The sequence below is a fragment of the Brevibacillus sp. HB1.4B genome (assembly GCF_013284285.1).
In the GTDB taxonomy this organism is placed as follows: Bacteria; Bacillota; Bacilli; order Brevibacillales; family Brevibacillaceae; genus Brevibacillus; species Brevibacillus porteri.
The window spans coordinates 535,862-555,801 of record NZ_JABSUT010000003.1 but is presented as its reverse complement, the minus strand read 5'-3'; the positions used below and the strand labels follow the sequence as shown (position 1 = coordinate 555,801).

The 19,940-nt window shown below is 48.0% G+C and carries 23 protein-coding genes; all 23 read right to left on the bottom strand.

All coding sequences use genetic code 11. The annotated features are described in order from the left end of the window. Positions 1-61: 61 nt before the first annotated feature. The 23 genes from HP398_RS10610 to HP398_RS10500 all read right to left on the bottom strand — a co-directional run bounded on the left by HP398_RS10610 (position 62) and on the right by HP398_RS10500 (position 19,836). Positions 62-976, bottom strand: coding sequence for a hypothetical protein (locus tag HP398_RS10610; RefSeq protein WP_017247755.1), 915 nt, complete (start codon positions 974-976; stop codon positions 62-64). Positions 977-1,069: 93 nt separating this feature from the next. Next, complete coding sequence (gene rpoD, locus HP398_RS10605; RefSeq protein ID WP_007727582.1) at positions 1,070-2,200, bottom strand: RNA polymerase sigma factor RpoD; 1,131 nt, start codon at positions 2,198-2,200, stop codon at positions 1,070-1,072. A 34-nt stretch (positions 2,201-2,234) separates the two neighbouring features. After that, positions 2,235-4,109: a DNA primase gene (gene dnaG, locus HP398_RS10600; RefSeq protein WP_173622530.1), complete on the bottom strand. Its 1,875-nt coding sequence runs from the start codon at positions 4,107-4,109 to the stop codon at positions 2,235-2,237. Positions 4,110-4,313: 204 nt separating this feature from the next. Then, positions 4,314-5,150 (bottom strand): pyruvate, water dikinase regulatory protein, encoded by an 837-nt coding sequence (locus HP398_RS10595; protein ID WP_017247752.1) that lies wholly within the window; start codon positions 5,148-5,150, stop codon positions 4,314-4,316. 11 nt (positions 5,151-5,161) lie between these two features. After that, a complete protein-coding gene (ccpN, locus tag HP398_RS10590) occupies positions 5,162-5,806 on the bottom strand; it encodes a transcriptional regulator CcpN (protein WP_012685777.1) in 645 nt (214 codons plus the stop codon). Between the two features lie 122 nt (positions 5,807-5,928). After that, entirely contained in the window at positions 5,929-7,998 is a 2,070-nt protein-coding gene (glyS, locus tag HP398_RS10585) for a glycine--tRNA ligase subunit beta (protein WP_173622529.1), read from the bottom strand. Continuing rightward, complete coding sequence (gene glyQ, locus HP398_RS10580; RefSeq protein WP_035290997.1) at positions 7,991-8,917, bottom strand: glycine--tRNA ligase subunit alpha; 927 nt, start codon at positions 8,915-8,917, stop codon at positions 7,991-7,993. Before glyQ ends, glyS begins: the two co-directional genes overlap by 8 nt. A 318-nt stretch (positions 8,918-9,235) precedes the next feature. After that, entirely contained in the window at positions 9,236-10,009 is a 774-nt protein-coding gene (recO, locus tag HP398_RS10575; protein ID WP_173622528.1) for a DNA repair protein RecO, read from the bottom strand. Further along, positions 10,000-10,155 (bottom strand): YqzL family protein, encoded by a 156-nt coding sequence (locus HP398_RS10570; RefSeq protein ID WP_012685773.1) that lies wholly within the window; start codon positions 10,153-10,155, stop codon positions 10,000-10,002. The genes recO and HP398_RS10570 overlap by 10 nt, the downstream gene beginning before the upstream one ends. A gap of 104 nt (positions 10,156-10,259) precedes the next feature. Further along, the gene (era, locus tag HP398_RS10565; RefSeq protein ID WP_069850248.1) at positions 10,260-11,177 is read right to left on the bottom strand and encodes a GTPase Era; all 918 of its coding nucleotides are present in this window, start codon (positions 11,175-11,177) and stop codon (positions 10,260-10,262) included. Next, positions 11,170-11,568: a cytidine deaminase gene (locus HP398_RS10560; protein WP_017247747.1), complete on the bottom strand. Its 399-nt coding sequence runs from the start codon at positions 11,566-11,568 to the stop codon at positions 11,170-11,172. The genes era and HP398_RS10560 overlap by 8 nt, the downstream gene beginning before the upstream one ends. A 155-nt stretch (positions 11,569-11,723) precedes the next feature. Continuing rightward, on the bottom strand, positions 11,724-12,095 hold the full coding sequence (locus tag HP398_RS10555) for a diacylglycerol kinase family protein (RefSeq protein WP_017247746.1): 372 nt from the start codon (positions 12,093-12,095) through the stop codon (positions 11,724-11,726). 9 nt (positions 12,096-12,104) lie between these two features. After that, complete coding sequence (gene ybeY / locus HP398_RS10550; protein WP_173622527.1) at positions 12,105-12,614, bottom strand: rRNA maturation RNase YbeY; 510 nt, start codon at positions 12,612-12,614, stop codon at positions 12,105-12,107. A 3-nt stretch (positions 12,615-12,617) separates the two neighbouring features. Further along, positions 12,618-13,589, bottom strand: a complete 972-nt coding sequence (locus tag HP398_RS10545; protein ID WP_017247744.1) for a PhoH family protein — start codon at positions 13,587-13,589, stop codon at positions 12,618-12,620. A 56-nt stretch (positions 13,590-13,645) separates the two neighbouring features. After that, positions 13,646-14,830 (bottom strand): sporulation protein YqfD, encoded by a 1,185-nt coding sequence (gene yqfD, locus HP398_RS10540; RefSeq protein WP_017247743.1) that lies wholly within the window; start codon positions 14,828-14,830, stop codon positions 13,646-13,648. A 28-nt stretch (positions 14,831-14,858) separates the two neighbouring features. Then, a complete protein-coding gene (gene yqfC / locus HP398_RS10535) occupies positions 14,859-15,155 on the bottom strand; it encodes a sporulation protein YqfC (protein ID WP_007727617.1) in 297 nt (98 codons plus the stop codon). Positions 15,156-15,360: 205 nt separating this feature from the next. After that, positions 15,361-15,558 carry a hypothetical protein gene (locus tag HP398_RS10530; RefSeq protein WP_017247742.1) on the bottom strand — a complete coding sequence of 66 codons (198 nt, stop codon included), beginning with the start codon at positions 15,556-15,558 and terminating at the stop codon, positions 15,361-15,363. Between the two features lie 162 nt (positions 15,559-15,720). Beyond that, a complete protein-coding gene (locus tag HP398_RS10525; protein WP_017247741.1) occupies positions 15,721-16,227 on the bottom strand; it encodes a hypothetical protein in 507 nt (168 codons plus the stop codon). Between the two features lie 11 nt (positions 16,228-16,238). Beyond that, positions 16,239-17,243 (bottom strand): flotillin-like protein FloA, encoded by a 1,005-nt coding sequence (gene floA, locus HP398_RS10520; RefSeq protein WP_017247740.1) that lies wholly within the window; start codon positions 17,241-17,243, stop codon positions 16,239-16,241. Between the two features lie 7 nt (positions 17,244-17,250). Continuing rightward, positions 17,251-18,594, bottom strand: coding sequence for an NfeD family protein (locus tag HP398_RS10515; protein ID WP_017247739.1), 1,344 nt, complete (start codon positions 18,592-18,594; stop codon positions 17,251-17,253). A gap of 167 nt (positions 18,595-18,761) precedes the next feature. Beyond that, the gene (locus tag HP398_RS10510; RefSeq protein ID WP_017247738.1) at positions 18,762-19,208 is read right to left on the bottom strand and encodes a GatB/YqeY domain-containing protein; all 447 of its coding nucleotides are present in this window, start codon (positions 19,206-19,208) and stop codon (positions 18,762-18,764) included. 17 nt (positions 19,209-19,225) lie between these two features. Beyond that, positions 19,226-19,399: a 30S ribosomal protein S21 gene (gene rpsU, locus HP398_RS10505; protein ID WP_007727630.1), complete on the bottom strand. Its 174-nt coding sequence runs from the start codon at positions 19,397-19,399 to the stop codon at positions 19,226-19,228. A gap of 113 nt (positions 19,400-19,512) precedes the next feature. Beyond that, entirely contained in the window at positions 19,513-19,836 is a 324-nt protein-coding gene (locus tag HP398_RS10500) for a histidine triad nucleotide-binding protein (RefSeq protein WP_012685763.1), read from the bottom strand. Positions 19,837-19,940: the final 104 nt, after the last annotated feature.

Sequence of the window (19,940 nt, the reverse complement as noted above, 5' to 3'; positions counted from 1 at the left end):
GCTCTCTTTTGAAATTGTAACAGATAAGCAGGGAGAGGAAAACGAGAAGTCATGCAGAGTCCTATAGTCGCAACCACGCATACCAATATCCTCGCGTGAAGAAGAATAAAGTTGACGCGATGAACACCTTTATGAACAACAGTAATTGAATCATATCCCGCTTCGCATCTGGAATATACAGAGCCTGTATCTCTGCACCAAAGAAAAAGGCAAGTCCACATACTGCAAATACTCCCGCCCATTTCGCATTGGCCTTATTCATCAAGAAGCCCATACCTGTGAGCAAGCACGCAAGCGGTACCCAGTACAACTCCGAAGTCCACCATGTATAGTCCATCCCTACCCGATGAACGGTTGTAATGCCATACAAGATGGCCAAACCCAGTAACCCCGCATAGAGCAAATAAGCGTAGCCGAAAACAATTGCGCTAATGCACAGTAACATGCAAACGAAGCCTAAGTAGAACAGGACAAACGGCATGCTACCATCCAGTTTTTGGATACAATACACGCCTCCCGCGATCAAGATCAAAAATGACAAAGCCAGGAATAAATGCGTCAATGGCGGGGCCGACCTTCGATAAACGAGTCCCAGAATATAGAAAACAAGAGCGAAACAGGCAAAGATGGTAATTTGCATTGGGGTTTGAAAACGGTTAAAATGAAAAGCAAGTAAGATCAAACCAGCAATAACAAAGGCACCAAGAAGCCATGCCACTACCATTTTCCCCGTCACTGGAGAGACAGTTCTAGGTGCATATGTATTTATGACAGATGATGTTGAATTGACTTTTCCTGACAGCACACCCGGTGCCGTTCCCATTCGCTCATTCCCGCCTGCGGATGCCGGTGTATTTGGCCGATCCCCTTCTGTATACAGATTTAACAAGAAGATGCAGTAATGTTCAGGCAGTAAATGGTTGCGCCGCCAGTTTTCAATTTCGGCGATAATCGTGCGCTTGCGCTGGTCGTCCAACGCGGCCCCTCCTAACTACGACAAAAAGTGTTTACTTTCATGAATAAGAAAAGCCTACGTCGGCTAACGTAGGCCACATACTTCTTATATCGGTTATTCCAAGAAATCTTTTAAGCGTTTACTTCTACTCGGATGACGCAATTTGCGAAGCGCTTTTGCTTCGATCTGACGAATCCGTTCACGGGTTACGCCAAACACTTTCCCTACTTCTTCTAACGTCCGTGTACGACCGTCATCTAATCCAAAACGCAAACGCAGTACATTTTCTTCCCGGTCTGTTAATGTATCCAAAACGTCTTCCAACTGTTCTTTCAAGAGTTCATAGGCAGCTGCATCAGATGGCTCCAATGCATCCTGATCCTCAATGAAATCACCTAGGTGGGAATCGTCTTCCTCCCCAATTGGAGTCTCCAGGGATACTGGTTCTTGAGCAATCTTCATGATTTCCCGAACTTTTTCCGGAGTGAGATCCATTTTTTCAGCGATTTCTTCTGGCATAGGTTCACGACCTAGCTCTTGCAGAAGCTGACGGGAAACGCGGATTAACTTATTGATCGTTTCCACCATATGAACCGGAATACGGATCGTTCTAGCCTGGTCCGCAATGGCACGGGTAATCGCTTGGCGAATCCACCAGGTCGCATACGTACTGAACTTGTAGCCTTTGCGATAGTCAAACTTTTCCACCGCTTTAATCAGACCCATGTTCCCTTCTTGAATCAAGTCAAGGAATAGCATGCCGCGTCCTACATAACGCTTCGCAATCGATACAACCAATCGCAAGTTCGCCTCAGCCAGACGTCTTTTGGCTTCCTCATCACCTTGTTCAATTCGCTGTGCCAGTTTAATCTCCTCTTCTGCGGAGAGCAGAGGAACTCGACCAATTTCCTTCAGATACATCCGTACAGGGTCATTGATCTTGATTCCAGGCGGAACGGAGAGATCGTCATAATCGAATTCTTCGTTGTCCTCGTCCTTGATGATCATTTGATCGACTTCATCATCGTCATCTTCATTCTCATTGTTGTTAATCTCAATGCCTTGATCACCAAGATATTCAAAAAACTCATCCATTTGATCAGAATCCTGTTCGAAACCTGCCAGGCGAGCAGTAATCTCCTTATACGACAGTGCGCCGCGTTTCTTACCTAATTCGACCAGCTGTTCCTTCACTTGTTCGATGGACGTTGCTTCCATGTCGGAAGTGATATTTTGCTTGTTCATCTACTTTCCCTCCTTCCCCGGGAATGATCTGAAGCTACCCTTCTTTTAAAGCATTTTCCAATTCAAGAATCTTCATCCCTGTAACGGCTGCTTGAAGTTCAAGTTGTTTGCGCGCATCCTCGCTGTCCGCTGCGGCCGCTTGGAGGTGTAAGCTCCGCTGCTCATCGCGCAATCGTTCCAACTCGGCACGCTTCGGGTAGTTATTCACTTGTTTGATGTAGTCACCGATCTCTAATTCAGATACATCGTTGTTACACTCCATCATGGCCAATCCCGAGGCTAATTGCTTTAACAAATCGTCTTGCACGTAATGTATAAACTTTCCAGGGTCTTCCGGGTTTCCCTCTGCATAGTAGGCGTACAGGTAGGCAGCCAGCGCATCGTGTTCATCCACCTGAAAGTGGGCGCTGCATTCCTGTTGGACGCGGGCGGCTATTTCTTCGTTCCGCATCATGTAGTAAAGCAGCATGCGCTCAGCCGTGTGATAAGCGGGTGGCAGTGTTTTCGCGAGCGTAACTTTGCCATTATTTATACTATTATTCCATGCTGGCGTCACTTTATCCCTTTGGCGCTCACTTTTTTGCTGATTGTACGCGCGTTTGGACTCCCATTTGAGATCACCGAGAGTAAGGGAGTATTCTTCTGCCAATTGCCGTTGATACATGTCCCGTTCCACCGGGCTGCCCAACTCGTTGATGATCTCGACCGCCCTCGCGATTAAGCGAGCTTTGTCCGTCTCATCTTTTATTACGAACTGACTGCGTAAATGTTTCAGACGGAAAGCCGTAATTGGCATCGCCTGTAACAATACCTGCTGGGAAAATGCTTCAGCCCCATGCTGGCGGATGTAATCATCCGGGTCTACTCCTTGTGGAAGTGGAGCAACTCGAACGATCAAACCGGCTTGCTGCAAAACATGAATCGCTTTGCTCGTTGCTTCTTGTCCTGCAGCATCTCCGTCATAACAGAGTACGACAGACTCTGTATTGCGACGAAGAATTCTGGCCTGCTGCTCCGTCAAGGCTGTTCCCAAAGTGGCAATACCTTGCATAAAACCCGCCTGCCATGCCGATATGACATCGACATATCCTTCAAACAATAGCGCCTCTTTTCTCTTTCTAATAATGGGGCGCGCACGATGAAGATTAAACAGCGTAGCGCTTTTGTTGAACAAAAGGCTTTCCGGGCTATTCAGATACTTGGGTTGAGACTTTTGGTTGGAATTGGGCTTTGATCCTTGCAGTAAGCGTCCTCCAAATCCGATGACGTTACCTTGGGAATCCTGGATTGGAAACATGATACGACCTCGAAAGCGATCAAAGATTTTTCCTGAATCGCTTCTGGCCAAAAGCCCTGCTTCCACCATCAATTCCTGTAAAAATCCCCGCTTTGTCAACTGCTGCGTTACGAAATCCCAGGAATCCGGGGCGAATCCGATTTGATATTCGGCTATTGTCGCCTCAGACATTCCGCGCTTTGCGAGATACTTCATCGCTTCTGCGCCATAAGGGGTTTTCGTAAGCACGTAGTGGTAGAGGCGTGAAACGAACGTATGCGCTTCCTGCATCGCATGTTTCATCCGTTTTTCAGGTGAATCCTCTACTTGCTGCGGCTGGGGCACAGCTATCCCGGCACGCTCCGCCAATTTGTGCAGTGCCTCTGGAAAAGTCAATTGCTCCAGTTTCATTAAAAAGGAAAAGATATCCCCACCTGCTCCACAGCCAAAGCAATGAAAAAACTGTCGCTCTGCATTTACGTTGAAGGAAGGGCTCTTTTCAGAGTGAAACGGACATAGACCGAGAAAGGCACGACCGCTTTTTCTCAGTTGAACGTACTCTCCTACAACGTCTACGATGTCGACAGCGGCACGCACTTGATTTACAAATTCATCTGAAGTGGGACCAGTCATGTCTTTCCACCTTTATAAGGAGAATCGCACGTGAGAATATTTAGTTCGTCAAAATTCGTCAATTTCCTTCTTTACATCAAACTTCTTTTCTTCTTTTATTACTTTTCCACATTTCTAAGTGCAATAAACGCTGAGAAACTCACCTATGATAAGTACCCCGGCTAATTGATTTTCTACAAAAAACGTCAAATTCCTTCTTTCGGCCTATTTCCTTTCATTACGGAGATTGTTTTTTCTAATCATCTCCAAAATGATGTTTGCCGTTTCTTCCACTGCCTTGTTGGATACATCGATAACGGTACATCCAAGGCGCTCAATAATGCGCTTGGAATAAGCCAGTTCTTCAGCAATCCGTTCGAGATTGGCGTAATTTGCTTGGGCAGTCAATCCTAGTGCCTTCAGACGCTCTGTCCGAATGCCGTTCAGTTGCTCCGGATTGATGGTAAGCCCAATACACCTTTCTATTGGCAGTTGGAACAATTCTTCTGGTGGCTCTACCTCCGGGACAAGCGGAACATTGGCAACCTTAAGTCGCTTGTTAGCCAAATACATGGAAAGAGGCGTCTTGGAAGTACGCGAAACGCCGATCAAAACCACATCTGCGCGCAACAGGCCGCGTGGGTCCCGACCATCGTCATATTTGACGGCAAACTCGATGGCGTCTACTTTGCGGAAATACTCTTCATCCAGACGGCGAACCAAGCCCGGTTTTCCTGTTGGTGGCTCTTTTAACATGCCCTGCAATGTATTCATCAGAGGCCCCATAACATCAAGAGCTGGAATTCCGTGAAGAGCAGCTTGTTGTGTAATATACGCATTCAGCTCCGGAATGACCAGAGTGAACACAATCATTGCCCGCGATTCTTTTGCCGAAGCAATAATTTCGTCAATCGATTCCTTGTCTTCTATATACGGATACTTTTGTACATCAAACAAAAAACGATCAAACTGACTAGCTCCTGCGCGAACGACAAGTTCGGCCGTTTCGCCGATGGAGTCTGAGACTACATAGATGAGCTGTCCTTGCTGATTACCTTGCATCGCTTCTCCTCCTACACTTTCGGTTCGCTACCCAATTCTACAAATGCTTTCGCGATCGTCGTCTTGGTGACGCGCCCCAACAGCTCCATTTGCTTCGGATCTTCCTCACTCGGCCTTACGACAGGCAGAGAATCGATCTGAAAATCAATCAGCTTTTTGGCGGCTGCGTACAAGGTCTCATCAGGTGCACATGTAATGATATTCGGCATCCTAGACATGATAATGCTGACCGGTACATCCTCCAGCGTCTTATTGCCTAAAGAAGCCCGCAGGAGGTCTTTTCGTGAGATCACGCCAGCCAAATATCCTTTTTGATTGACGACGAATAACGTGCCAACATCCTCCAAAAAGAGGGTAACGATGGCGTCGTATGCCGAGGCGGATTCGGAAACCACGATCGGTACCGCCTTGTAGTCATTGACGAGAAGCTTGTGAAGCCGTTCACTTATGACTGAGCTTGCGGGTCTGCCGGCATAAAAATACCCGACCCGAGGTCTGGCTTCTAGATATCCTGACATTGTGAGGATGGATAAATCAGGGCGTAGCGTCGCGCGAGTCAAATTCAGCCGCTCCGCGATATGCTCTCCTGTTATCGGTCCGTCATCCTTCACTATCTGTAAGATGTGCTCTTGTCGTTTGGTAAGCTCGATGACCAATCACCCCGGTTCTGTCTTTACCTCTTCCTAGTATTACTCTATTCGACGGGATATTCCTTCTTTCACGCGGAAAAAAGGTGCCCCCGCCTGATTTTCAGACGAAGGCACCGGTTTTATTTTGTTTACGCGAATACAACTTTGGAAAAATCTGCGTAGCGATAAAGCACACGAGAAAGCTGCAAGAGAAGCCCCAGACGATTCGCACGAACAGCCTGATCTTCGGCCATGACCATTACCTTATCAAAGAATGCGTTGATCGGCTGGCGCAAGGTTGACAAGGTTGCGAGCACCTTCTCTTGATCCTTCAGACCCTCTACATCCTTTTGAACAGCTTGGAATGCCTGATACAAAGCACGTTCCACATCTTCTGCGAACAGAGCTTCGCTGACTTGGTCTGCTTCCGCTTTTTGTGCCAGATTGTTCACCCGGTTAAACTGCTCCACAATCAGCTTGAATTCTTCTGTTTGTACCGCTCCCATCAGTGCTTTCGCTTTTGCCAGCACCTCTGGAACCAGTGTCAGGTCAGCAGCAAGAACGGCGTCGATGACATCGTAGCGAACGCCATGATCCTGCAAGACGTTTTTCAGACGGAGTGCGAAGAAGTCTACGAGGTCTTTTTTCACGTCTTCTGCCGCTCTCTTGTTTACGCCTTGTGCTACATAGCCTTCCATCGCGGCATTCCACAGGTCAGCAAGAGAAATTTGCCAGTCGCGCTCCACCAAAATCGTAACGATCCCCGCTGCCATACGGCGCAGACCATACGGGTCCTGTGAGCCAGTAGGCACAATCCCAATCGAGAAGCAGCCTACGATCGTGTCCATCTTGTCAGCCAGGCTGGCGATAGCGCCTTGGGCGGAAGCAGGCATTTTGTCCCCTGCAAAACGCGGGAGGTAATGCTCGAATACGCCACTTGCGACGAGGTCGGACTCACCCGCTTTGCGCGCGTAATCTTCACCCATAATCCCTTGCAGTTCAGGGAATTCACCTACCATGTTGGTAACGAGGTCAAATTTTGCGATTTCTGCAATGCGGTCTACTTGTTTCGTCTCTTCCGCGCTCACACTCAGCTTGCTTGCAATTTGCGCAGCTGTTTTGCGTACACGACGAACTTTATCACCGATTGTTCCCAGCTCTTCATGGTAAACGATTGTCTCCAAGCGTTTCAGGCAGCTCTCAATGGACAGCTTTTGGTCTTCCACGTAGAAGAAACGAGCATCAGACAGACGTGCGCGAAGAACTTTTTCATTTCCTTTCGCTACGTTATCCAGAGCGCGGCTGTCTCCGTTACGCACTGTCACAAAATGATTCAGCAATTGACCCTGTGCGTTTTCCACAGGGAAATAACGCTGGTGCTCACGCATGGAGGTAACCAAAACCTCACGTGGAATGGAAAGGAATTCTTGCTCAAACGTACCGTAAAGAGCGGTTGGATATTCTACAAGATGGACTACCTCATCCAGAAGTCCTTCGTCCATTGGAATCGTCCAGCCATGTTCCTTCTCCAAGCGATGAATCTGTTCTACAATGGCTGCTCTGCGCTCGTCGGGATTCACCATGACATATTGCTCAGCCAGCTTGCTCACGTATTCGCTTGGGTGATTCAACGTAACCTCTGTTCCCAAGAAGCGGTGTCCACGAGAAACGCGTCCGCTTTTTACGCCTGCAATCTCCAGATCGATCAATTCATCGCCGAACAAAGCAACCAGCCAACGAATCGGACGAACGTATTTCAAATCGCGTGCGCCCCAGCGCATGTTTTTCGGGAAGCTCATACCGGTGATCACTTCAGCCAGTTGCGGCAACAGCTCGGTAGTTGGTTTTCCCGCTTCGGATTTGCGCGCATGAACATACTCGATCCCGTTTACTTCTTTATAATACAGTTGGTCAGGCTCAACATTGTTGCTTCGTGCAAATCCGAGTGCTGCCTTGGACCAGTTCCCCGCTTCATCTTGTGCGATTTTGCGTGCAGGGCCTTTCGCTTCATCATTGCGATCAGGCTGCTTTTCTGCCAATCCATTGATCAACAGGGCAAAACGACGAGGTGTCTCCAATGCCGTAATTTGATCGAACGGCACGCGCTCAGCAGTCAGCCACTTTTCTACTTTTTCCTTGAATTGTGCCGCTGCCTGTGCGACAAAACGAGCAGGCATTTCTTCCAAACCAACCTCTACAAGTAGATCGCGCTTACTCATTTGTATCCTCTCCCTTCACCTGATTCACTTGATCCGCAGCGTCTGCGTTGCCTTTTTGCAAAAGCGGGAAACCGAGGCGCTCACGCTCTTTATAGTAGGTTTGTGCTACTTCACGAGACAGATTACGTACACGAGCGATGTAGCCAGTACGCTCCGTCACACTGATGGCTCCACGCGCATCAAGCAAGTTAAAGGTGTGGGAGCATTTCAGTACGTAGTCATAAGCCGGGTAAACCAGTCGCTCCGCCATCAGTCTCTTTGCTTCTGCCTCATACGTATTGTAGAGAGAGAACAGCATGTCGACATCAGACAGCTCGAATGTGTATTTGGAATGCTCGTATTCTGGTTGCAAGAATACATCCCCGTACGTATACCCGTTGCACCATTCCAGATCGAACACATTTTCTTTCTCCTGAATATAGGAAGCCAAACGCTCCAGTCCGTAAGTCAACTCGACTGCCACTGGTTTACATTCCAGACCGCCCACTTGCTGGAAGTACGTGAATTGTGTGATCTCCATTCCATCCAGCCAAACTTCCCAGCCTAAACCCCAAGCGCCAAGCCCTGGGTGCTCCCAGTTGTCCTCTACAAATCGGATATCATGCTCCAGTGGCTCGATTCCGAGTTCGCGCAAGCTCTCCAGGTACAGCTCTTGAATGTTGTCCGGGGAAGGCTTCATGATTACTTGGAACTGGTGATGCTGATACAAACGGTTCGGGTTTTCCCCATAGCGTCCGTCAGCCGGGCGACGGGAAGGCTCTACATATGCCACGTTCCACGGCTCAGGTCCAATGGAACGAAGGAAGGTCATTGGGTTTAGCGTACCTGCCCCTTTTTCAACGTCATACGGCTGGACAATGAGACAGTTGTGCTTTGCCCAAAAGTTTTGCAGCGTCAAAATGATGTCTTGAAATGTCATTTTCATGCTTTTTCCTCCTCTAAACTTATTAGAACTTGGCTTTAAGTCGAAACTAAAAAAACCTCCCGCCTCTACACTGCCTGATGCGACAGTGTAGGGACGAGAGGATTCTCGCGGTTCCACCCTACTTGGCGAATGACTTCTTCGCCCACCTTACAATCAAATTGCTCCAGAACGCCCTTCATCAGCATGGTGACCGGGCTCTCACTACCCCCGATTCGCTATTCACAGCCAGTGGCCGACTACTCTTTTCCTTCATGGCAACATTCGGTATACAAGTTTGGTTCTTATCATAACGAAAACAAATTCGTATGTCAATTAGTCCTGATCGGATTGCGTCATTCTTTCCATACGCTCCAGTTGTTCCAGAAATGCTCGACTTTTCAGCCTGAGATCCAGATACTCGTCCATAAAACTCCGCAGCACATGCTTGAGCTGGTTGCGTGTAGCCGGTTTTACTTCAATGTCACCAAGCCGCTCCAAATCAAATACCTGGAATAGCCGTAACAGCTTCCAGGTAGAGGGTGTAACTACCATCGCATACGGATCGGAGGGCTGGCAAACTGGGCACAACAGGCCGCCCTGTCCAACACTGATAGCATAGGGCTCCCGCTGTTCGCCACAGTTTACACACGCCGTGAGCTGCGGGGAGATCCCCGCTACAATTAGCATCTTGGTCTCAAAAATACGACACAGGATCTCAGCATCTCGTCCTTCATCCAAATAGCGGAACGTATGAAGGAGTAGCTGAAACAAGTAGGGATTCGGCTCCCTTTCCTGCGTCAGTCGATCCAAAAGTTCTGCTATGTATGCAGCATAAGCCGTAGCAGTCAGGCTTTGCCGCATATCCCGGAACGAATCCAACATATCTCCCTGAGAGAGATCTGGCATTCCCGTACCGGGTCCTGCCTTGCATAGATAATAACTATGCGAAAACAACTGGGAGACGGCGGCAATGCGGCTTTTGGTCTTTTTAGCACCACGGGCCATCACGCCTAATTTGCCGTTCTCCCGGGTAAACAATGTCATCACTTTACTGGACTCACCATAGTCCACACTGCGAATGACAATCCCTTCCCACTTTACAAGCATGCCTGCGTGTCACCCAATTCTTCCTGGGCGAGATCAAACGAGGTTTCCTCGCTGGAAACATCCGTTTGATGGTGATCACGGTAGAGAAGGTAAGCATGGATATCACCGGTTGAAGCGAAAACTCTCCAAGAAAAGTCACGAAGCATGGAGCATCATCCTTTCCTATATCGGGTCTATCCACTTCCTTCTTAGAATCACCTTTGCCCGTTATTCTATGCCTTGGAAAAATTAACACATTGCGATGGGAATATTATTGCTCGTCGTAGAAACCGAAGTTACGCAGCATCCGCTCTTGGTTGCGCCAATCCTTTTTCACTTTGATCCAGAGCTCCAAAAATACTTGGTCGCCCATCAGTCGCTCGATATCCTTGCGCGCACGTTGACCGATTTCTTTGAGCATCTGACCTTTTTGCCCGATTAAAATACCGCGCTGGGAATCCCGCTCTACGTAAATGGCCGCGTAAATGTAAAGCGTTTTACCATTTTCGCCTCGCTTCATCTCTTCAATCACGACAGCGATGGAGTGAGGTACTTCTTCTCTCGTCAAATGCAGAACTTTTTCCCGAATCAACTCGGCTGCTACAAAACGCTCAGGATGATCCGTCACCTGATCCGCAGGATAATACATGGGGCCCTCTTCCATTTCGCCCAAAATAGCCTCCTGCAATGAACCTGTGTTGTTTCCTTCTAGCGCAGAGATTGGAACAATCTGCTTGAAATCATACAATTTGCGGTAATCGTCAATAATCGGCAGCAGTGCTTCCGGATGCACCTTGTCAATTTTGTTGATGACCAAAAATACTGGCGTTTTGACCTGCTTCAGACGCTCGATGATGTAGTCGTCCCCGGCTCCGCGTTTCTCTGTTGCGTCGACAACAAACAGAACAAGATCTACTTCGTTCAATGTATTTTCGGCAACGGAAACCATGTAGTTTCCGAGTTTGGACTGCGGCTTATGAATACCAGGTGTATCCAAGAAAATGATCTGACCCTCTTCTGTCGTATGAACAGCCGTAATTTTGTTGCGTGTCGTTTGCGGCTTATTCGACATGATGGCGATTTTATGTCCTACAATATGATTCAACAGTGTTGATTTTCCAACATTTGGCCGCCCCACAATGGAAACAAAGCCCGATTTAAACGATTGCTTGGTCTTGCGATTATCCACGTAAATCCTCCTTGGTGAATGCGCCTGGAAGCAGGGCAGATACTGTCGTTTCCAAAATGTCGCCTTTGAGATTTGTCAAAAATACAGGCATGTCCGGCGGGCACAGCTCTGCCATGACTTGTCGGCAAGCCCCGCACGGTGATACAGCTTGCGGCGTATCGGCAGAAACGGCTAATGCTTTGTAAGTCCGATCGCCTTCCGAGTACGCTTTAAAAAGAGCCGTACGCTCTGCGCAGTTGCACAGCGAGTACGCTGCATTTTCAATATTGCCCCCCAAATAAACCTTGCCACTCTCAGCTAAAAGAGCTGCTCCTACCTGAAACTTGGAGTACGGTACATAAGCGAGCTTTCTGGCTTCGATTGCTTGTGCTAATAATGCTTGTTTATCCATTCTCATCATTCCTCATATGATTGATCTTTAACATCATTTCACAACAGAATCTGTCCAATGAGACACGAAGAAACCAGACTGAAAGGTCAACTAGAATGACCCGTCCGGTACCTCATTTGACTATGAAAAAATTTCTTCTTCTCTACTAGTAAAAACTATCCCCATACTTTTTGCAACAGTGGTTGTCCAAATACGAGGACTCCGATGAAAAGGGACAGGATCGCCGCTACAAGCACAGCTCCTGCTCCCACATCTTTGGCAATCTTCGCCTTGGCGTGCCATTCCGGGGAAGCTAAATCAACGACTGCTTCAATCGCGGTATTTACCAGCTCAAGGGAGAAGACCAAACCGATAGAAAAAAGGACCAGCAAAACATCGCTGCGTGGTATCTGCAGCCACCACGCTGCCGCCAGCACTACAATGGCTGCGGCTACGTGGATTTGCATGTTTCGCTGTGTCCGTACGGTATAGGAAATTCCTTGTAGAGCGTAGGCAAAGCTGCGAGTCAATCGTCGCCATTCCTTCAACGTAATCTCCTACCTCGTCAAGCCGATTTCTTCCAGCACCTTTTCTTGACGTGAAAACATTTCCTTCTCTTCTTCTGGCGTCCCATGATCATAGCCAAGAAGGTGAAGAAAACCATGAACCGTGAGAAATCCGAGTTCGCGTTCAAATGAATGGCCATAGTCTTCGGCCTGCTCTTGTGCTTTTGGCACGGAGATGATGATATCTCCAAGCATATTCGGAAACTCGCTAGCCTCATCCTCATCGATGAAGATTTCCATTTCCCCTTCACCCGGCTCGTTCATCGCAAAGGACAGAACATCCGTAGGCCGATCAACGCCTCGATAGTCGCGATTCAGCTCGTGGATGCGCTCGTTGTTCACCAGCGTGACAACGACTTCTCCTTGTACGTCTTCCAGCTTAGCCGCTGCTTCCAGGCAACGGACAAGCAGGTTTTGCAAATTCTCATCGATCGGCTCGATTTCTTCATGAAGGATTTCTACAGATAACACAGATAAACGATCTCCTTTTTGTGACGCCATTTATTAATAGCCGTGATCTACTTCTTCCTTGGCATAGGCAGCGATGATTTTTTGTACCAGACTGTGACGAACGACGTCTCCCTCTTGGAAATGAATAAAGGCTACATCGGAAATCGGATTTAAGATGCGCTGTGCTTCGCGCAATCCGGATTTCTTGCCTTTTGGCAAATCCACCTGGGTCACATCACCCGTAATGACCATTTTGGAACCAAAACCAAGCCTGGTCAAAAACATTTTCATTTGCTCGGGAGTTGTGTTCTGGGCTTCATCCAAAATGACAAAGGAATCTTCGAGCGTACGACCACGCATGTACGCCAAAGGTGCAACCTCAATGAGTCCACGTTCCATCATTTTGGCGACTTGTTCATTGCCCAGCATGTCGTACAAGGCATCATAGAGCGGACGCAGATAAGGGTCTACTTTTTCCTGCAAATCTCCTGGCAAAAATCCAAGGCTCTCCCCCGCTTCTACGGCCGGTCTGGTAAGAACGATCCGTTTGACACGCGCATTTTTCAACGCATTTACTGCTGTGACAACAGCCAAATACGTTTTGCCGGTACCAGCTGGTCCAATTCCAAACACAATGTCATGCTTCTTGATCGCAGACAAGTAATGACGCTGGCCCAATGTCTTTGCCCTGATTACTTTGCCACGTTGGGTACGAGCGACTTCTTCATCATACACATCGAGCAGTTGGGCACCTTCTCCCCGTTCAATCAACGACATCGCATAAGAGATGTCTCGTTCGGACAGGGCAATCCCTCTGCGAATCAACTGTAGCAGAATTTCAATCAACTCTGTCAGTTTGTCCACTTCCGGCTTATCCCCGCTAATAACCAGTTCGCCTTCTCGGGTCATAATTTTAGCGGAACTTCTTTGCTCGATCAGTGTTAGGTACGCGTCATGTGGTCCGAACAACAGCAAGGCCTCAGATGCGTCTGAAAACGGGATTCTTACCTCATCTTGTACGTGCAACAGGCTTCCATCTCCTTGCAACGGTAATCAGCAATGCGTCATTTGCTTGCCATCCCTCACTGCCCCACGAAAGGCTGTTCAATGGCAATATCTTCAATGACGGAAAAATGAATGCTTACGTAAACTTTACCATTCTCTGTTGTGACGTGCAAAACTTTTTCGTCCTGAATGAACGCATCTTTTCCAGCTTTTTGCAAGATATCCTCCCTGGCGAATTTTTTAGCCAGTTCCGTCGCTTCCTCCACGCTCATTTCTGTTTGAACGGGTTCTGTTTGAGCGTACGTTACTGTCTTCCAGCCAAGTGGTGAGGTATATCCCGCATACGAGGGCAAAAACCTTTGTTCTGCCATTTCAGCTTGTGCAAAGGACTGTTTTTCAAATGGCCACACGTATATCGCATAGGGGCCAACAAGCAGGTATTGCTGTTCCAACTTTTCCCCCGTCAGACGGTGCATCGTTTGTTTTAGCGGGACCGATGTGTTGCTCATATACCACACTTCCCCTTGCACCTTGCCTCGCGCTGATACAGCTTGTTGACGGGCGTCATTGCCAATGATCCCAGAAATGAGCACTTGGCCTTTTTCCACCAATTGATTGCTCACAACCTGACTACGGCCAACCTCTGGGAGAATTTTATGGATGACAGCCCTCTTTTTAGCTACAAGATGACGGGGACCTGTTGCAAGCGGCTTAACGGGAGCCTCTTTTTCAACCACTTGAAGCATGACCTTGGTTCCTTGAATCTCGATTCCAACCCAGGACGCTTCAGGCAGCAGACTCAACAGCTCTTTTTGCAAAACCAACGGTTCTTTTAGTTTGACCTTCCATGCCCCTTCTTTAATCCCCACTTGTTCGGCAGCTTGAATCACCCGTCGTGGATCGACCATTTTTGTCCCACTTACCTCGACACTCCAGACAAAAGAGGAGAGCATGTACAATCCGATGAAAAAAAGAGCAGCCCCAATTGCCAGTCCAGTTCGTCTACGTAACCGCAGCAGCCAAAAAGGCAGCCCGTCTCTTGCCTCAACGTGACTACGACAGCCTGTCTCTTTTAAAAGCGGCCGTAAACGAAAATAATCACGAATCAAAATATCACAGCGAGTCACCTCTTCTCCTACCCTGCGAATATTCCAGATTCGAATTCCATCCCGTACGGCCATATTCAGCATCCGCTCAAATCGTTTTCCCCGAACGGTAATGGTTACATGTCCATCCACCCACTCCTTGATTCCATTCCGCATACGTGCCGCCCCCTCCCTCTAACAAAGATTACGAGCTCTGTGGTCCCGTCTCCAAAAATTTCACGCCACCGATTCTGCCTTCTAATAAAACCTCCTCAGGCAAAATCGCTCGGATGACAAGCTGTTCACCTGAAACAATCATTTGACCGTTCGTCAACAGCAGGCGAAGCTCTTTTTCGCTAAAATGCAAGACTCCTCGATGATTCTCTATATACATTTGCAAATGACCGATCATCGTGATACGCGGGACTTCCAGGACTACATCTTGCGGCAGATCCAACACCCCTCCGGCCAACTGGCGCAGACGGCGGCTCCAACGCTTCATGGATTAGCCCCCCTTCTCGTTCTATATATTGGCGAATATGACGATCTCATCTGTTTGCAGGTGCAAAACCATTCTTATCTATGCGTATGCGGGAGCATAAAGAGGCATTCATCAAAAACAGTCACAAAAAAAGAGCTCTCGTCGCTCGCAATTTCGCAAGCACTTGAGAACTCAGACTTTGGAATACTTCAACAAACTCCATTGATTATTTGCTTTCTTTTGCAGGAGAAACCAGCTCTTTTCCTTTTGTAAGCGCCTTCCATTTTTTCATGACTCGTTTTACTTTTTCAGCTGAACAACCGCACGCGATCGCCGTTTCATATATCGATTTGTTTTCGAAGATGGCAAGCCGAATCACTTTTTGACGAAACTGCCCCATTTGTTCAAAAATTTGTTGATTCATCGCTTGACCTCTACCCCTTCTTCTATTAGAAGAATTTTCTTTACATTCAGGATAGTCAACAAGGATACGAGAAACAAGACAAGTTATTCGATATATTTCGACACGAAAACATTGGTTTCCATAAAAAACAGGCGAACCGAGGTTCACCTGTTTAACTAGCTGCTATTCTATCATTTTTCTTTGCCGAACCTGCTGGGCGTACGGAGCTTTTGAGCGCGGCTCTCCAAAAATGAGCGCCCACTTCATCCCATCACGTGGGTTGCCGTGTTTCGATGGGATTGTTCCCGCTCGTTCCGAATCAGCGACCTTCATCGTTTCCGATTGCTTCACTGTGATAGTTGGACCCGTTGAAGCACGAGCTGTACTGGAGAATGCCCATTCCTGCTCGACTCCAATCCCTTCCATCGATTCTTGCTGAAGTGGCTCGTATTTGGAGGATGCCCGCACCGTCTCTCTACCGTAATCCTCCGTTTCCCTAGGGATATCCGACGTTGTGGCCGGGGTAAGCGGAGGCATTTTTTTGCCTTGAGACATCTTTTTCTTTCCGGCTTTGCCCAGAGCTTTATATCCTAAGTAACCAAGGATGACAAACCAGAACTTGCCGATGAGCGGGATGATCCACTCGACTAAACCCAGTAAATCTACGACGAGATCCATGAGATCTTCCATGGCAATCGCCCTTATTCTTTCTCGTCTGGCATAGCAGGATCTTGTTTGTCACCTGCATGCCCGAAGGATTGACGCATTTGTGTATCAGCAGCAATGTTTTGCATGTTGTAATAATCCATTACGCCCATTTTGCCACTTTTCAATGCTTCGGACAAAGCGAGTGGTACTTGTGCTTCGGCTTCTACTACTTTTGCCTTCATTTCTTGTACGCGCGCAATCATTTCCTGCTCTTGGGCTACCGCCATGGCGCGACGCTCTTCCGCTTTCGCTTGGGCAATACGTTTATCTGCTTCTGCTTGGTCGGTTTGCAATTGTGCCCCGATGTTTTTCCCTACATCCACGTCCGCAATATCAATCGAGAGAATTTCAAAAGCAGTTCCGGCATCCAGACCTTTGTTCAATACCGTTTTAGAGATCAAATCTGGATTTTCCAATACGTCCTTATGTCCTTTTGACGAACCAATTGTCGATACAATCCCCTCACCTACGCGGGCGATAATCGTTTCTTCACCAGCACCACCGACCAATCGATCGATGTTGGCACGAACCGTTACTTTTGCACGAGTGCGCAGCTCGATACCGTCCTTTGCCATTGCTGCTACCACAGGTGTTTCAATCACTTTCGGGTTCACGCTCATTTGTACTGCTTCCAATACATCACGACCAGCCAGATCAATGGCTGCTGCTCGTTCGAAGCCAAGTGGAATATCTGCGCGTTGTGCTGCTACGAGCGCATCTACTACACGGTCTACGTTACCGCCTGCGAGATAATGGCTCTCCAATTGGTTTGTATCCAACTGCAAGCCGGCTTTACGCGCTTTAATCAAAGGATTCACAATACGAGATGGTACGACGCGACGCAAGCGCATAGCGACGAGGGTAATAATCCCGATATTCACACCGGAAGCCAGTGCAGAAATCCAGAGCATAACTGGTACGAACGAGAAGAAAATAGAAAGTACAACGATGGCTACTGCCACCATAAAAATAAGGGGAATCAAACCACCTTCAAACATGAAGAACTCACTCCTTTTGTTCTAGTTCGGCAACGACGATACGCGTGCCTTCTACTTGCACAACGGTGATGGCGGTACCCGCTTCAATGAAACCACCAACCGATACTGCATCCACACGTTTTCCTTCCACCTTGACGACCCCTGCCGGGCGCAATGTTGTAAGGGCGATGCCTGATTTTCCTTCCAGCTCACGCTGATCGCGCGGTGCTACGTAGCCTTCTTCATTGCGCTGCGTGTCACCCAAGACAAACTTGTTGAATAGACCTTTGACCCCGTATTTCTTCACTAACAGGAACGTTACAATTGCCGTGATCAATGCAGCTACACCCAGCGATGCGAGCCCTTGCTGTGTGTCATAGGCTGCCATAACAAGGCCTGTCACAATGCTCACGAAGCCAATCGCTCCGACAATGCCGCCCGGAAGAAAAATTTCCATAAGCATCAGTAAGATTCCGATAGCAAACAGGCCGATGTGCAACCAGCTGGCAAATCCCGCTACATAATGCCCGAAGAAATACAAACTGAACGCGACGAGCGAAATCGTCCCCGCAACACCAAAGCCAGGGGCAAACAGTTCTACTACAATTCCTCCAAGTCCAATGATGAGCAGCAGACTCATGACAATGGGACTCGTCACCCATCTAGCGACTAGCTCTCCACCTGTTGGCTCAATCGCCTGAAGGGAATCTGACTGAATGCCGAACTTTTTGAGCAGCGCTTCCTTATTGGACACCACATCATCTGCATAACCCAACTGCTTCGCTTGTTGGGCATCGAGAGAAAGCACCGTGCCTTTTGGCTTTAATCCTGGGAATTCTGTATCAATTTCCACCATCGCGCGAGCAACGTCAGGATTGCGATTGTTCAACTCCGCTGCCGCCTTCATTTTATTGCTCCAACCGGAAATGAACTTGATATCTGCTGCATTCCCTGCCAAGTCAATCGGTGCGGCTGCCCCCATGCTACTACCTGGAGTCATAATAATTTCATTTGCATTCAGGGCGATGTACGTTCCCGCTGAAAAAGCCTGGTTATCAATATAGGCTATCACATGCATGGGAGCCTGACGGATCAACTGACCAATCTGGTCGGCAGCATTCACTTCTCCACCTGGCGTATTGATATGCAGGATTACAAGATCTGCCTGCTGGTCCTGTGCGTCAGCAAATGCTCTTTCTAAAAAGCTCTCCAACCCTCGCTCGATCGTGCTATCTACTGGAATCCAGACAGCTTTTTGATAGGTCTGCGCTGTTGTGGATGCGGGAGCAAGAAGCATCGTCATTCCCATAATCAGGCAAAGAAGTGAAAAAAGCAATCGCACGCGGCTTTTTACTAGCCTTGTTGCACTCATTGCATGTACCTCCTTTCCATCTATCAGCTTCAACGTATGTGCAATAAGGTATACGAAAGAGTGAGGCAATTGTTTCATATTTATTTCACATCTGGGGAAAAAAAGAAAAACCCAACCTTTACAGGTTGAGTTTTTCTGTTCGTATCTATATGAGGTGTTACTCTCGTCTACGATGGTAGTTCCTCAGATACAATCTTTTGCACGAGGTTTCCGTCTGCTCTGCCTTTCACTTTCGGCATGATCGCACCCATCACTTTGCCCATCTCCTTTTTGGAGGAGGCATTGGTAGCTACGATACCTTCCCGAACGATATCGCGAATTTCGTCTTCGCTAAGCTGAGCGGGTAAGTAAGCGGAGAGCACGTCGATCTCTTCGCGCGTTTTCGAGGCAAGTTCCACGCGGCCTGCCTTCTCAAATTCGTGGAGGGATTCACGGCGTTGTTTTAACTCACGAGTCAAGATGGTCAGCACTTCGTCTTCAGACAAAAGTCTGCCCTTGTTAATCTCTTCGTTCTTTAATGCGGCTTTCACCATGCGAATAACAGAGAGTTTTAGAGCAGCTCTGTCCTTCATTGCTTGCTTCATATCTTGATCGAGTCGCTCCATTACACTCATGATGAGCCCTCCGTCAATTAAAACTTGCGCTTGCGAGCTGCTTCGGATTTCTTCTTGCGCTTAATGCTAGGCTTCTCAAAGTGGCGACGTTTACGCAGTTCCGCCATCACCCCGGATTTTGCGCTTTCACGCTTGAAGCGGCGAAGTGCGCTATCCAAAGACTCGTTTTTCTTGACTCGAATTTCTGCCATTTGTCTTCCCTCCCTCCGCTAAAACCGTGGGACGCCTGAGTCGAACGTACGAACAGACTGTCACACTTCATTATAGGATAGATGACTAAAGAAGGTCAACCTTTAGTTCAATTTTATTCGTAAAAACCGGACAAAAGATGATAATGAATGTGGAAAACCTCTTGTCCACCCTCTTTGCCGCAGTTGTTAATCAGGCGAAAACCTGGCAACTCCAGCTTTTTCGCCAAGAGTTGTGCTACATGATGGATATGCCCGATCAGCGGCAGGTCCTCGGCGCTTACATCCATGAGCGTGGGAATTGGCTTACGCGGGATAATCAACAAGTGAACGCGTGCTTTTGGTGCAATATCGTGGATGACAATGACGTGCTCATCCTCATACTCGATACGAGCAGGAATTTCACCGTCCATGATTTTGGTAAAAATACTTTTTTCCATGGGAGACTCCTTTCTTCCTCTGTATGTGGATCGTTATGTATGTAAGACTTGATCGTATCATATTCCCTCACTTTTGTCTTGCGGCGCTACCTAACGCATGGTAG